General features: G+C 65.8%; 14 protein-coding genes. 1 reads left to right on the forward strand and 13 read right to left on the reverse strand.

The window, feature by feature from the left end; translation table 11 throughout:
• Nucleotides 1–109: 109 nt before the first annotated feature.
• The 3 genes from EHH60_RS10315 to EHH60_RS10325 are packed head-to-tail and all read right to left on the reverse strand — an operon-like array spanning nt 110 to nt 2,716.
• Entirely contained in the window at nt 110–523 is a 414-nt protein-coding gene (locus EHH60_RS10315) for a Rieske (2Fe-2S) protein (protein ID WP_124159351.1), read from the reverse strand.
• Nucleotides 523–1,632: an amidohydrolase family protein gene (locus EHH60_RS10320; protein ID WP_124159352.1), complete on the reverse strand. Its 1,110-nt coding sequence runs from the start codon at nt 1,630–1,632 to the stop codon at nt 523–525. The genes EHH60_RS10315 and EHH60_RS10320 overlap by 1 nt, the downstream gene beginning before the upstream one ends.
• 25 nt (nt 1,633–1,657) lie before the next feature.
• A complete protein-coding gene (locus tag EHH60_RS10325) occupies nt 1,658–2,716 on the reverse strand; it encodes an amidohydrolase family protein (protein WP_199751391.1) in 1,059 nt (352 codons plus the stop codon).
• Nucleotides 2,717–2,859: 143 nt separating this feature from the next.
• Between EHH60_RS10325 and EHH60_RS10330 the strand changes: the two genes are divergently transcribed.
• Entirely contained in the window at nt 2,860–3,342 is a 483-nt protein-coding gene (locus EHH60_RS10330) for a CinA family protein (RefSeq protein WP_124159354.1), read from the forward strand.
• Between the two features lie 109 nt (nt 3,343–3,451).
• Here the strand turns inward: EHH60_RS10330 and EHH60_RS10335 are convergent, their stop codons facing one another.
• The 10 genes from EHH60_RS10335 to EHH60_RS10380 all read right to left on the reverse strand — a co-directional run bounded on the left by EHH60_RS10335 (nt 3,452) and on the right by EHH60_RS10380 (nt 13,686).
• Nucleotides 3,452–3,727 carry a DUF1488 family protein gene (locus EHH60_RS10335; RefSeq protein WP_124159355.1) on the reverse strand — a complete coding sequence of 92 codons (276 nt, stop codon included), beginning with the start codon at nt 3,725–3,727 and terminating at the stop codon, nt 3,452–3,454.
• An 81-nt stretch (nt 3,728–3,808) separates the two neighbouring features.
• Nucleotides 3,809–5,278 carry an AMP nucleosidase gene (locus EHH60_RS10340; protein WP_124159356.1) on the reverse strand — a complete coding sequence of 490 codons (1,470 nt, stop codon included), beginning with the start codon at nt 5,276–5,278 and terminating at the stop codon, nt 3,809–3,811.
• 111 nt (nt 5,279–5,389) lie between these two features.
• Nucleotides 5,390–6,724, reverse strand: coding sequence for an HlyD family type I secretion periplasmic adaptor subunit (locus EHH60_RS10345; RefSeq protein ID WP_124159357.1), 1,335 nt, complete (start codon nt 6,722–6,724; stop codon nt 5,390–5,392).
• 25 nt (nt 6,725–6,749) lie between these two features.
• Nucleotides 6,750–8,498 carry a type I secretion system permease/ATPase gene (locus EHH60_RS10350; protein WP_124159358.1) on the reverse strand — a complete coding sequence of 583 codons (1,749 nt, stop codon included), beginning with the start codon at nt 8,496–8,498 and terminating at the stop codon, nt 6,750–6,752.
• Between the two features lie 255 nt (nt 8,499–8,753).
• A complete protein-coding gene (locus EHH60_RS10355) occupies nt 8,754–9,023 on the reverse strand; it encodes a GlsB/YeaQ/YmgE family stress response membrane protein (RefSeq protein ID WP_124159359.1) in 270 nt (89 codons plus the stop codon).
• A 118-nt stretch (nt 9,024–9,141) separates the two neighbouring features.
• On the reverse strand, nt 9,142–10,119 hold the full coding sequence (locus tag EHH60_RS10360; RefSeq protein ID WP_124159360.1) for an ABC transporter ATP-binding protein: 978 nt from the start codon (nt 10,117–10,119) through the stop codon (nt 9,142–9,144).
• Nucleotides 10,116–11,531 (reverse strand): amidase, encoded by a 1,416-nt coding sequence (locus EHH60_RS10365; RefSeq protein WP_124159361.1) that lies wholly within the window; start codon nt 11,529–11,531, stop codon nt 10,116–10,118. Before EHH60_RS10365 ends, EHH60_RS10360 begins: the two co-directional genes overlap by 4 nt.
• Nucleotides 11,528–11,725 carry a hypothetical protein gene (locus tag EHH60_RS10370; RefSeq protein WP_124159362.1) on the reverse strand — a complete coding sequence of 66 codons (198 nt, stop codon included), beginning with the start codon at nt 11,723–11,725 and terminating at the stop codon, nt 11,528–11,530. Before EHH60_RS10370 ends, EHH60_RS10365 begins: the two co-directional genes overlap by 4 nt.
• Nucleotides 11,722–12,780 (reverse strand): ABC transporter ATP-binding protein, encoded by a 1,059-nt coding sequence (locus EHH60_RS10375; RefSeq protein ID WP_199751392.1) that lies wholly within the window; start codon nt 12,778–12,780, stop codon nt 11,722–11,724. The genes EHH60_RS10370 and EHH60_RS10375 overlap by 4 nt, the downstream gene beginning before the upstream one ends.
• 3 nt (nt 12,781–12,783) lie before the next feature.
• Entirely contained in the window at nt 12,784–13,686 is a 903-nt protein-coding gene (locus tag EHH60_RS10380) for an ABC transporter permease (protein WP_124159363.1), read from the reverse strand.
• Nucleotides 13,687–13,843 lie beyond the last annotated feature (157 nt).

Consider the following 13,843-nt stretch of genomic DNA (forward strand, 5'->3'; position numbering starts at 1 on the left):
GGCGAGCTTTGATGCGCAATTGCGCATCACAGAATCTATCTCTCCCAGCATTTCTGTCGCACGATGGATTCTGGGTTCAGCCCTGCGGGCTGCCCCGGAATGACAGGGGCTACAGCTCCACCACCACGTAGTCACTCTCGATCCTGACCGTGACAGTCTCGGCGACATACGGCCCCTTCACCACGCTCGCGCCCGGCTCGACATGGGCCGGATAGGCCTTGACGCGGAAGCGGCGGGGGTCGCAATAGGATTGGCCGGTGCGGATGTCGAACTCCCAGCCGTGCCAGGGGCAGCGGATGATCTCCCCTAACTTGGTGTATTCGATCTCGCCGGGATTGCTCGACTGCGCCAGCCCGATCAGCGGTCCCTCGCACAGCGCCGCGCCTTGATGCGGGCAGCGGTTCATCAGGCCGAAATACTCGCCCTTGATGTTGAAGATTGCGATCGGCCGCCCGTCGATCTCCAAAAACTTTCGCGTGCCCGGCGGAAGCTCGTCGACCGGCGCGATGACGTGTCTTGCCATCAGGAAACGCCGTAGAGCTTCTTCGCGTTGCCGAAATAGAACGCCTCGCGATTGGCCTCGCTGACGCCCGCCGGCAAGACGCGCGAGGGCTCATCGTAATCCCAATGCGGATAGTCGGTCGCGAACAGAAGCCGGTCCCAGCCGATCCATTTGATGACGTCGAACAGGTCCTCGCGACGCTCCGGATCCTCCATTGGCTGCGTCGTCCACCACACCTGCTCGCGGATATATTCCGACGGCGGCCGCTTCACATGCGGCACCTCGCTCCTGAGCCGCTGCCAGGCCTTGTCGAGCCGCCACGCCAGCGACGGCGCCCAGCCGAATCCGGCCTCGATCATCACCATCTTCAATTTCGGGAAACGCTCGAACACGCCCTCCAGCACGAGGCTCGCCAGCGCCGATTGCTGGCATTGCGAGTGACCTACCATCTCCTCGATGTAATAGGACGGCCAGCCCGACGGCGTGATCGGGTTGCCGCCGAAGCCGAAGGCGTGGACGCCGACCGGAAGGCCGGCCTCCTCCGCGGCCTGGTAGATCGGCCAATAGCGGCGCTGGCCGAGCGGCTCGACATTGCGGCTGAGCAGCAGCACCTGCACGAAGTTCTTGTCGCCGGCGCGCTCGCGGATCTCGGCGGCGGCCGACAGTCCGTCCTCATTGCCGACGACGATGGATGCCTTCAGCCGCTTGTCCTTGGACGTCCATTTGTCGATCTGCCAGTCGTTAATCGCCGAGCATAGGGCCGCCGAGAGCTCGTGATTGCGGATGCCCTGCCCGGTGTTGAGCGGGTTGAGCACGCCCAGCTGCACGTTGTTGGGATCGAGCAATTGCTCCTGCATGAACGACAGCGAGGAGCCCTGCGGGCCGCCTTCCGGCGGATAGGCATCGCGGCGCGAGGCGTTGGGCTGGGCTTTGGGATAGGGCGGGCCTTCCATCATGCCCTGATAGGCATGGACGCCGTAGACTTCGAGGTGATGCTGCCAGCGTTTTGCGAGGTAGGGGTAGAGCTCGGTGCGGGTGGCGCGTGCCGGGTGGATGTCGCAGTCCGCGATCGCGGTTTTGACGGTCAGGGGGGACGCGGCTTCTTGGCTCTCGCGGAACTGGATATTCATCGCCTTGCCTCCTTTGGCAGCGGGCTCATTTCAGGCGGGGATAGGTTGCATGCGGATTGTCGATCATGATCTTGCGCACGAGATCGGGGGACAGACCTTCGGGCAGCGCGTCCTGGCCGTCGAACTGCCAGTGCGGATAGTCCGTGGAGAATAGGACCAATTCGTCCGACTGCATATGATCAAACAGGCGAATTAATGTCTCCGGTTCCGGCGGCGCATCAAATGGCTGTAACGAGAAGCGGATGTTGCTGCGCACAATCTCCAGCGGCGCGCGATCGACCCAGGGCGTTTCCATCCGCACCCCGCGCCAGAACTTGTGCAGGCGCCAGAGATAGGGCGCGATCCAGGAGACGCCGGACTCCAGCATCACCATTTTCAGCTTCGGATATTTGGCGAACACGCCTTCGACGATCAGGCTGGTGAGCTGGGTCTGGAACGCCTGGGCCTGCCCGACATAGTCCTCGATGTGGTAGGACCCCCACCCCACCGCGGTCGGCGGATTATGATAGGCGGAACCGGCATGAATGCCGACCGGCAGTTCCAGGCGCTCCGCGGCCTCATAGATCGGCCACAGCGCCCGCTTGCCGAGCGGCACGTCGCCCATCACGAGCATCAAGACCTGCACGAAGCGCCTGTCCGGCGCACAGCGCTCGATCTCGGCGACCGCCTTCTCGACGCCTTGCGTCGGGATCACGATCGAGCCACGCAGCCGCGCGTCGCGATCGAGCCATTCCTTCGCCAGCCAATCGTTCAGCGCGCGGCAGAAGGCGGCCTGCATGTCCTCGGAGAACACCATCTGCACGCCGTACAGCGGATTGCAGATGGCATGCTCGAGCTGGAAGGGATCGAGCACATGGCGCTGCATGTCCGCCAGACTCTCGCCCGGCTTGCCCTGCTCGGGCCGCCAGTCGGGCCGTGCCGTAATCGGCGAGTTCTGCGGATAGGATTGCGAGACCAGGTCGACCATGCCGCGCGTCGTGACCTGATCGCGCCAATAATCGTTCAGGTAGGGCAGCAGGCTGGTCAGATGCGGCACGGCCGGATGCACATCGCAGTCCACCCCGCCGGCGATCAGGGACGCCATGACGTCTCCTTCACGTTTCCTCGTCAATTCTTGTCTCGTGCCTGCATTCAAGCAGGCCTGCCCGCCGCCCGCAACTCAGCCGGGGCCACCGGCATATGCTAGGAAGGCGCAGCTCGGTTGCGAAGGAAAGAGGGGTTTCAGGGATGAAAGAGCTCGTCGGAATTGCGGAACGGGTCGCGGCCCAGCTGATCGCACGCAAACAGACCATCGCGGTTGCGGAATCATCGGCCGGCGGCCTGATCTCGGCCAGCCTGCTCGCGGTGCCTGGCGCCTCCGCCTATTACCTCGGCGGCGCGGTGGTCTACACCCGCGATGCCAGACGGGTGCTGATGGATATTTCGGATGACGGCATGAAGGGTTTTCGGTCGTCGTCGGAGCCTTACGCCCAACTGCTGGCCGAGCAGATGCGCAGCCGCTTCAATTGTGATTGGGGTCTGTCCGAGACCGGCGCCGCCGGCCCCACCGGCAACCGCTACGGCGACGCAGCGGGCCATAGCTGCATGGCGGTCGCAGGCCCCGCCGCGGAGGTGATGACGCTGGAGACGGGCAGCAGCGACCGGTTTGCCAACATGCAGGTGTTTGCGGCAACAGCGCTGAAGTTGCTGCTGAGGAAGCTGGAGGGGTGAGCGGCTGCCGCAGCAGGGACACTTCCAATACCGTCATCCTGAGGTGCTCCCCTTGCATCGCAAGGGGAGCCTCGACGGCGAGGGACGGTGCTCGTCGTGACGTTCCATCTCACCGTCCCAAATGCCGCGTGAAAATCCGCACCACATACCCCTTCACCCGCGGTGCTTCGTCGTAGAGATCTGATGCGATCCGCTCGATGGTCTCGCGCAGGGACAGGAATTGTGCCTGACGGGCGCTGCTTTCGGTGCCCTGCATGCCCGCGAGCTCGTCCATCGCGGCGTCGCTGATCTGGCAATGCACGACCTCGCCATCGTTCAGCATGGTGAAGCGGAAGGCCAGCCGTTCGAGGTCGTGGCCGATGATCTTGTCGCGCGTCAGCGGCATTGAAAGCGTCCCGGTCGCCCCCCTCGCGCACAATGCGGAAAATTCTCCGGCTTGTCAGCAGGGATGAAGGGAGGGCCCGACCTACTGGAACGCGACTTCGGCGAAACTGCGGAGCTTTCGCGAATGCAGTCGCTCCGATTCCTGCTGCTTGAGCCGCTCCAGCGCCTTGAGCCCGATTTCGAGATGCTGGCCGACACGGCGGCGGTAGAATTCGCTGGCCATGCCGGCCAGCTTGATCTCGCCGTGCAGCGGCTTGTCGGAGACACAAAGCAGCGTGCCGTAGGGGACGCGAAAACGGTAGCCGTTGGCGGCGATCGCGGCCGATTCCATATCGAGCGCGACCGCGCGCGATTGCGACAGGCGGCGGATCACTTCAGGCCCGGAAATCTCCCAGTTGCGGTTGTCGACGCTCGCCACCGTCCCCGTGCGCATCAGGCGCTTCAGCTCGAAACCTTCGAGGCCGGTGACATCCTCGACCGCCTCCTCGAGCGCGACCTGCATCTCGGCGAGCGCCGGGATCGGCACCCACAGCGGCAGCTCACGGTCGAGCACGTGGTCCTCGCGCACATAGCCATGCGCGAGCACGTAGTCGCCGAGCCGCTGCGTGTTGCGCAGTCCCGCGCAATGGCCGAGCATGAGCCAGGCGTGCGGCCGCAGCACCGCAACGTGGTCGGTGATGTTGCGCGCATTGGAGGGACCGGTGCCGATGTTGATCAGCGTGATGCCGCGATAGCCGGCCTCGACCAGATGGAAGGCCGGCATCTGCGGTGCGCGCGCGGGGGCAACACCCGTCGTCGCGCCGCCGGCGCGCGTAACGACGTTGCCGGGTGCAACGAAAGCGTCGAGGCCCGCCTCGCCGGATTGAAGCCGCTGCTGGCAGAGTTGCGCGAAGGCGTCGACATAGAACTGGTAATTGGTGAAGATCACGAAGTTCTGGAAATATTCGGGATCGGTGCCGGTGTAGTGATAGAGCCGGCGCAGCGAGTAATCGACGCGGGCGGCGCGGAACAGGGACAGCGGCTCGGGCGCCCCCGGCCGGAGCTCGAAGGTGCCGTCGGCAATCGCATCGTCCATCGTCGCGAGATCAGGCACGTCGAACGCATCGCGCAGCGACCGCGTGACGGCGGAGTTCTCGCTGGTGGTGATGGCGGCCTCGATATTGATGTCGCGGCGATAGGCGAAGTGGATCGGGATCGGCTCGGCCGATTCGCCGATCTCGACCGGCACGCCGTGATTCTGGATCAGCAATCCGATCTGCTCGGTGAGATAGCTGCGGAACAGATCCGGCCGCGTCACGCTGGTCTCATGCACGCCGGGGCCCGCGACGAAGCCATACGACAGACGCGAATCCAGCCGCGCATGCGTCGCGGTGGTGATGCGGACGAAGGGATAATAGGCCCGCATTCGCGTCGTGACTGTCTCGCCATTGACATAGGCCTCGAACCGGTCGCGCAGGAACTTGGTGTTGCGCTCGTAGATCTCTTCGAGGCGGGCAACCGCGAGGCTCGCGTCGGTGAGGGATTCGGTGGCGATGGAAGGTGGGGATTGCATGATTCGACCGCCGCTTTGCTTGAAACAAGCGCACTATAGCAGGATCGTAGCCAAGTCGTCATTGCGAGCGCAGCGAAGCAATGACGAGGAAAGATGACGCGCTTTCGCGCGTCACTTCTCCCGGAACGCCCGCATCAGCTGGTCGTGCAGCGGCTTCATCAGGTAGGACAGCATGGTGCGGTCGCCGGTCTGGACGAAGGCTTCCACGGGCATGCCGGGAATCAGCTTGACGTCGCCGAGCCGGGCGACCTCCTCGGCCGGCATCGAGACGCGGATGGTGTAGTAGCCCTGGCCGGTACGCTGGTCGGTGGTGACGTCGGGCGAGACGCGGCTGACGACGCCGTTGAGCTCCGGCGTGGTGCGCTGGTTGAACGCCGAGAGGCGCAGCAGCGTCTTCTGGCCGATCTGAAGCTTGTCGATATCGACCGGATTGACCTTGGCCTCGACCTGGAGATCGTCGGCCTGCGGAACGATCAGCATCAAGGTATCGCCGGCCGTGACGACGCCGCCGACGGTGTGCACGGTCGATTGCAGCACCATGCCGTCCTGCGGCGCGCGGATGTCCACGCGCCGGAGCTGGTCTTCGGCCGCGACCTTGCGCTCGATCAGCTCGCCGATCTTGTCATTGGTCTCGCGCAGGTCCTTGGAGACCTCGCTGACCACGTCCTTGTCGATCTGGATGATCTGGAGCTCGGTCTCGGTGATCTTGCCCTTGGCCTGGGCGCGCGAGGCGATGTACTGCGCGCGCTCGCCGTTGAGACGCGCCGAGTCGCGTTCGAGCTGGGTCAGCCGCGAGATCTGCACCAGGCGCTTTTCGTAGAGCTCGCGCACGCCGGTGAGCTCGTTCTGTACCAGCGCGATCTCCTGGTCCTTGGCCTTCTCCTGGGCACTGAGACCGGAGATTTCCTCGTTGAGCTGCGTGATGCGCTCACGCAGCTGCGCTTTCTGCCCGGTGCGGCCGTTGACGCGGACGTCGAACAGCTTGGTTTCGGCCGAGAGCAGCACCTTGACGTCGGGATCGCTGGTACGCTCGAGCAGCGTCTGCGGAAACTCGATGCTGTCGAGGCCGCGCTGCTCGGCCTGCAATCGCGCCGCACGCGCCTGCGCGGCATCGAGATTCTTGGTGACGATGGCAAGGTTGGCCTTGGTCACGGTGTCGTCGAGCCGCACCACGATGTCGCCGGCCTTGACCAGATCACCGTCGCGGGCGCGCACCTCGCCAACCACCCCGCCGGTCGGATGCTGCACCTTCTTGACATTGGATTCGACCACGATCTGCCCCGGCGCGATCAGCGCGCCGGAAATCAAGACGGTCGACGCCCAGCCGCCGAGGCCGACGACCAGGACCAGCACGATCGCGAGGCCGAGGATCAGGTGAAACTTGATGGAGTCGCGCACGGTCTTCTTCGCGGCCGGCTTCGGGCCGCCGATGGCCATCGTGCTCATGACTTTGTGCTCATGGACTTTGCGCTCATGACTTGGCCACTCCGCCTTCGCTGACGATCTTGATCGGTGCCGGCGGCGTCGCTCGCGGCTGCAGCACCTGGGCGAGCACCTGCTCCTTGGGGCCGAACGCCTGCATGCGGCCGTCGCGCAGCACCAGGATCTGGTCGACCGCCTCGACGCCGATCGGGCGGTGCGCCACCACGACGACGATGGCCCCGCGCTCGCGGGCAGCGCGGACGGCGCGGGTCAGCGCCTCGTCGCCTTCGGTGTCGAGGTTGGAGTTGGGCTCGTCGAGCACGATCAGGAAGGGCTTGCCGTAGAGCGCGCGCGCTAGCGCCACGCGCTGCGCCTGGCCTGCGGAGAGCGCTGCGCCCTGCTCGCCCACCTGGGTATTGTAACCCTCGCGCATCTTGATGATCATGTCATGCACGCCGGCTTCTTTCGCAGCCGCGATGATATCCTCGGAGGTCGCCCCGGGATCGAACCGGCTGATGTTCTGTGCGATGGTGCCACCGAACAGTTCGACGTCCTGCGGCAGATAGCCGATGTGGCGGCCGAGCATGTCGGACGACCATTGATCGAGCGCCGCGCCGTCGAGCCGCACCTTGCCGCGCACCGGCTGCCAGACCCCGACCAGCGCGCGGATCAATGACGACTTGCCGGAGCCGCTCGGGCCGATCACGCCGAGGCCGTTGCCGGCGGCGAGCGCGAAGGTGACGTCCTGCACCACGAGGCGCTGGTCGCCGGGCGGCACCATGGCGAGGCCTTCGACAGAGAGCCGGCTGGTGGGCGCCTGCAACTGGGTCGGCATCGCCTGCGCCGGCATCTGCTCCAGCAGGCGCGTGAGGCGGTGCCAGCTCTGGCGTGCCGCGACGAAGGACTTCCAATGCGCGATGGCGAGATCGACCGGCGCGAGCGCGCGGGCGGAGAGGATCGAGCCGGCGATGATGATGCCCGCCGTCGCCTCCTGGTGAATGACGAGATAAGCGCCGACCGCGAGCACGGCCGATTGCAGCATCATGCGCAGCACCTTTGCGACTGCACCCAGACCGCCAGCGACGTCGCTCGCACGCTGATTGCCGGCGAGATATTTTTCGTTGGCTTCGCTCCAGCGCTGGTTCATCCGTCCGGCCATGCCCATCGACACCATCACCTCGGCGTTGCGGCGGCTGGCCTGGGCGAGATCGTTGCGCTGGGCGGCGAGCCCCATCGCCTCGCGTGCCGGCTGGCGGGACATGAACTCGGTGACCAGCGTCAGGCCGACCAGGATGATGGCGCCGACCAGCGCGGTGACGCCGATCAGGACGTGAAAGGCGAAGCAGATGGCGAGATAGAGCGGCAGCCAGGGCAGATCGAAGAACGCGCTCGGACCCAGGCCGCCGAGGAAGGAGCGGACATTGTCCAGATCGCGCAGCGGCTGGAGGCCCTCGTTGCGGCTGCCGACCAGGAGCGGCAGGCGCACGATGGTGTCGAACACGCGCTTGTTGAGGGCTTCGTCGAGCGAGGTACCGATCCGCCCCAGGATGCGGTTGCGAATCATGTCGAGCACGCCCTGCGCCATGTAGAGGAAGCTGGCGAGGATGATGAGGCCGATCAGGGTCGGGATGCTGCGGCTCGGCAGCACCCGGTCGTAGACCTCCAGCATGAAGATCGACCCGGTCAGATAGAGCAGGTTGATCATGCAGCTCATCAAGCCGACGCCGACGAACGCCGTGCGACAAGCGCGCAAGGCGTCACCGAGCTCTGAACGGCGGACGCCAGGGATGGCTGCCATCAGTCTGATCTCTTTCGGCTAGGGGGCAAGGCCCCTGATTTCACGGGCAATTCAGGGTACTCGCCCCGGATTAACATCGTGTTCGCCCGGCGTCCAACGCAGCCGAGCTCATCCAGAGCCCTGATGGGCCACATCTACCCGTGATGGCCTCCCGCGCAAGTCCGGAATTTCACAGGCTTGCGGCTTTTTCTTGCAGGCTTTCAGCCTCTTCCGGGAAATCGCGAGGTTGAAAGTTCCGGCCAGCCGAATGCGGGGCTAGAACCTGCCCCCGCCACGCACCAGGCGGACGACGACCAGCAGGATGACGGCGCCGATGGCGGAGTAGACGATTTCGGAGACGAGCCCCGTGCCGAGACGAATGCCGAGCTTGGGAAACAGGAAGCTCGCCACGAGCGCGCCGGCGATGCCGACCACGATGTCGCCGATGATTCCGAACCCGGTCCCGCGCACCACCTTGCCGGCAAGCCAGCCGGCGACCAGGCCGACGAACAGGATGACCACCAGGCCTTCGTTGGAAATGTACATGAGTGAGGTCCCTCTCCGTGACCGGAGCCATCGAACGGGAACCGGAATGAATGAGGTGTGAATACTGGCGGTGTGGCTCGCGCAGCCGGGATCATGCTCCAGCTCAACTCATCCGGGACTATGACACCACGGTGACCGACTCCGCCAGCACGCATCTCGCCGCCCGCCCCGGTCCGACCTCGACATTCGCGGGCAGCCCTTCCAGGCAGCGCGGCATTGCGAGCTTGCAGCGGGGAGCAAAGGAGCAATTGTGCGGCTTCTCCGCCAGCGAGGGCGGGGTGCCGGGAATGGTCTCCAGGCGGGCGCCGCGCTTGGCGCCGTGGATGGTCGAGGCGAGCAGGCCCTTGGCGTAGGGATGCACCGGCGAGCGGACGATGTCGCGAAGCGTGCCCTGCTCCACGATCTGGCCGGCATACATCACCGCAACGCGGTCGCAGATCTCGATGGCAACGCCGATGTCGTGGGTGACGAAGATGACGGACATGCCGAACTCGCGCTGCAGCTCGCGCAGCAGCAGGAGTATCTGGATCTGCACGGTGGCATCGAGCGCGGTGGTCGGCTCGTCCGCCAGCAGGATCTTGGGCCGGCAGGCGAGTGCAAGCGCGATCATCGCGCGCTGACGCATGCCGCCTGACATCTCGTGCGGATAGGCGTCGAGACGCCGCTTGGCCGAAGGGATGCGTACGACCTCGAGCATTTCGAGCGCCCGCGCCCTCCCTTCCGCAAAGCTCTTGCCTTCATGGCGCACCACGCTTTCGGCGATCTGCGCGCCGATGGTGTAGACCGGATCGAGCGCCAGCGCCGGCTCCTGGAAGATCATCGACACGGTCTGGCCGCGGAACGACGAGAGCTGCTCGTCGTTCATGGCGAGCACGTCCTGTCCCAGCACGTTGACCTTGCCCGTGATCTGCGTCCGCTTCTTCGGCAAGAGCCGCATCAGCGCACGCAAGGTCACGCTCTTGCCCGAACCGGATTCACCGAGCAGGCCCAGCACCTCGCTGTTCCCCAGCGAGAGGCTGAGATCGTTTACGGCATAGACCGTGCGCTCGCCGGTGAAGCGGATGTTGAGGCCCGAGATCTCGACGAGATTGGTCATGACGGCAGCTTCGGCAGACGGTCGTGATAGTCGGTGGCGCGCTGGAAGGCGGCGCCGATGGTGAGCAGGGTCGCCTCGTCGAAGGAGCGCCCGATCAGCTGCATGCCGACAGGCAGGCCGGATTTGGTGAAGCCTGACGGCACCGTCAGCGACGGCAGGCCGAGGAAATTCACCGGTCGGGTGAACAGCGTCAGGCGCTGCACCATGGCCGGAGCGTTCGGACCGCCGCCGACATCGCTCTCCTCGATCGTGGGCGCCGGCACGGGGGAGGCCGGCGCGATAACCGCATCCACTCCCGCTGTCGCGGCGCTGTGCGCGGCGAGCGCCGGCCCGCGCCAGCGCATCGCCTCGAGATAGGTGACGGCGGGTACGGCGAGCCCGTTCTGGAGCCGCATCAGGACCTGTGCGCCGTAGTCCTGCGGACGCTCGATCATCCAGCGCTTGTGGAAGGCGGCAGCTTCGGCCGCCAGCACGAGCTGACTGGCCGAGGACAATTGCCGCTGGTCCGGCAGCTCGACCTTGACGATGTCGGCGCCCTCGCGCTTGAGCACCGCGATGGTCTCGTCCAGCACGCGCGCGACCTCGCTGTCGAGATCGTCGACGTAGAAGGACGTGGGCACGCCGATCTTCAGGCCCTTCAACGAGCCCTTGGTCGCGCCGACATAATCCGACAGCGGCTCTTGGCTGCAGGTGGAATCGGCGGGGTCGGCGCCGGCCATCAAGGCCAGCAGCAGCGCACAGTCCTCGGCGGTGCGGGCGAGCGGCCCGACGGTGTCGAGCGATTGCGACAGCGGCATCGCACCGGCGCGGCTGACGCGGCCCACGGTGGTCTTGAGTCCCGTGACGCCGCAAAAATGCGCGGGCATGCGGATCGAGCCGCCGGTGTCCGAGCCGAGCGCTGCATAGGTCAGCCGCGCGGCCACCGCCGAGCCCGAGCCGGACGAGGAGCCGCCGGTGATGTGCGCGACCTTCCAGGGATTGCGCACCGGCCCGTAATGGGCGTTGTGCCCGGTCGGGCCATAGGCGAATTCGGCCAGATGCAGCGTGCCGAGGCGAACCTGGCCGGCATCCTTCAGCCGCTGCAAGGCGGTGGAGGTGACCGTCGGCACGAAGTCGCGCCGGATCAGCGAGCCGCAGGTCGCGACGTGACCGGCGTCGTAGTACATATCCTTGTGCGCGAGCGGCACGCCGTGCAGCGGACCACGGACATTGCCCTTGGCAAGCTCGGCATCGGCGGCATCGGCCGCCTTCAACGCAGCCTCCGCTTCGATCGACATGAACGCGTTGAGGTGCGGCTGCCATTGGCCGATGCGGTGCAGCAGCGCGCGCGTCGCCTCATGCGAGGACAGCTGCTTCGTCGCTATGGCACGCGCGACCTCGGTGAGCGTCATCAATGCGGGTTCGGTGCTCATTTCGACACCTTCTGTGTCTGCGCGAGCACATAGCCGGCGGGCTCGAGGTCGAACGGCAGCGAACCGGCAATGGCCGCGAAGCCCTCGAAGGCAGGTCCGATGGCATTGGAGATGCGGGTTGCGATCTCGTCGTCCACGGGCACGCCCGCGACCAGCGCGATCGGCTTGATGTCTTTCGGTGTCGGTCTCGTCATGCGATCTTCTCCCTGGGCGCGCGGCTATGGCCTGAACCCGGTATAGCCATGTAGCACGCGGCCTTGTGGCCCATTCTATCGAGCGCGGTGAGCTTTGGTGTCGCGTTTGCGCAGAGCGGCTCCGCAAACGGACAACGGGTGTGGAAGCGGCAGCCCGGGGGCGGATCGATCGGATTGGGCGGATCGCCCGATATCGGCGGCGTCTCGGTGCGCTTGTCGGGATCCGATGACGGCATCGCCGCAAGAAGGGCGCGCGTGTAGGGATGGGCCGGCGCGTCCCAGACCTGGTCGACCGGACCGAGCTCGACGACCTCGCCGAGATACATCACCAGCACGCGGTCCGAGATGTAGCGGACCACGTTGAGGTCGTGGCTGATGAAGAGATAGGTCAGGCCGAACTCGCGCTTGAGATCGGCCAGCAGGTTGAGCACCTGCGCCTCGACGGATTTGTCGAGCGCGGAGACGGCTTCGTCGAGGATCACCAGCCGCGGCGACAGCGCCAGCCCCCGCGCGATGTTGACGCGCTGCCGCTGGCCGCCGGAGATCTCGTGCGGATAACGGTTGGCGAAGGTTTCCGGACGCAGGCCGACCTTGCCGAGCAGCTCGCGCGCGAGCGCACGTGCCGTGGCGTCGGCCATGCCGTGCACCTTGGGGCCGAAGGCGATCGATTCCTCGATGGTGAGGCGCGGATTGAGCGAGGCGTAGGAGTCCTGGAACACCATCTGCATGCCGCGGCGCAATTCGCGCAAGCTCAGCGACTGGCCGACGGTCATGCCGTCATAGATGATGTCACCGTCGTCGCGCGGCATCAGATGCATCAGCAGCCGCGCGGTGGTGGACTTGCCGCAGCCGGATTCGCCGACGATGCCGACCGTCTCGCCCTTGGCAACGGTGAACGAGACGTTGTCGACGGCGCTCACAGTGCGCTTTGCGGCGAACAGCCCTCCGCGCACGGGAAAATGCTTGGTCAGCCCGTTGACCTGAAGCAGCGGCTGCGCGACGCCGCCGCGATCTTCGACCTGTTCGAGCATTTCGATGGAGGCATTCTCGCTCATGGCTTAGTTCCTGATGTCCATGGCGCTGCGCAGGCCGTCCGAGAGCAGGTTGAAGCAGATCGAAACCGCGAAGATCATCGCGCCGGGCAACGCTGCGACCCAGGGATTGACGTAGATCGCCGTGCGCAGCGTGTTCAGCATCAGGCCCCATTCCGGCTCCGGCGGCTTTGTGCCGAGACCGAGAAAGGACAGACCGGCCGCCAGGATCATCGAGACCGAGATCAGGCTGGTGGCATAGACGAAGATCGCACCCAGCACGTTGCCGAGGATGTGCACGCGCATGATGGTGAAGGGCCCGGCGCCGGAGGCACGCGCGGCCTCGACGAAGTCCATGTTGCGCACGCCTGTCGTGACGCTCTCGGCGACGCGGGCGATCTGCGGCACGAACACCACGGTCAACGACACGATGGAATTGAGGATGCCGGCCCCGAGCGCGCCGGAGATCGCGATCGCCAGCAGCACGGAGGGGAAGGCGTAGAACACGTCGACCGTGCGCATGATCGCGGTGTTGAGCTTGCCGCCGACATAGCCGGCAATGATGCCAAGCGAGGTGCCGATGCAGAAGGCGAGGATCACGGGCAGGATGCCGATGACCAGCGACAGCCGCCCGCCATAGATCAGCCGTGCCAGCATGTCGCGGCCGAGTTCGTCGGTGCCGAGCGGATAGCCTGGCGTGCCGATGTGGCGCAGGCGGCGGATCATCGAGCCCTTGTAGGGATCTTCGAGACCCAGCCATGGCGCGAGGACCGCGGAGAGGAAGATCAGCAGCAGTACCAGCGCGCAGGCCATGCTGACCTTGTCGCGCATGATGCGGCGGCCGACGGTCGCCCAGTAGCCGCGCGCCTTGGTCGCAGGCGCGGCCTGCAGCGCGGCATCGGCGGTGGCGTGAAGCGGAAGCTCGCTCATTGCTCGGCTCCCATCGCGTATGGGTGTCGTCGGTGCACGCCAAGGCGGCAGTGCACCTCTCGCGCCGCAGGCGCGGGTGAGGGCTTTCTTCTCTGGGGGGTTCTCGCGAGCGGAGACACCCTCTCCCCAACCCTCCCCCGCAGGCGGGGGAGGGAGC

The sequence above is a fragment of the Bradyrhizobium sp. RP6 genome, assembly GCF_003837805.1.
Classification (GTDB): Bacteria; Pseudomonadota; Alphaproteobacteria; order Rhizobiales; family Xanthobacteraceae; genus Bradyrhizobium.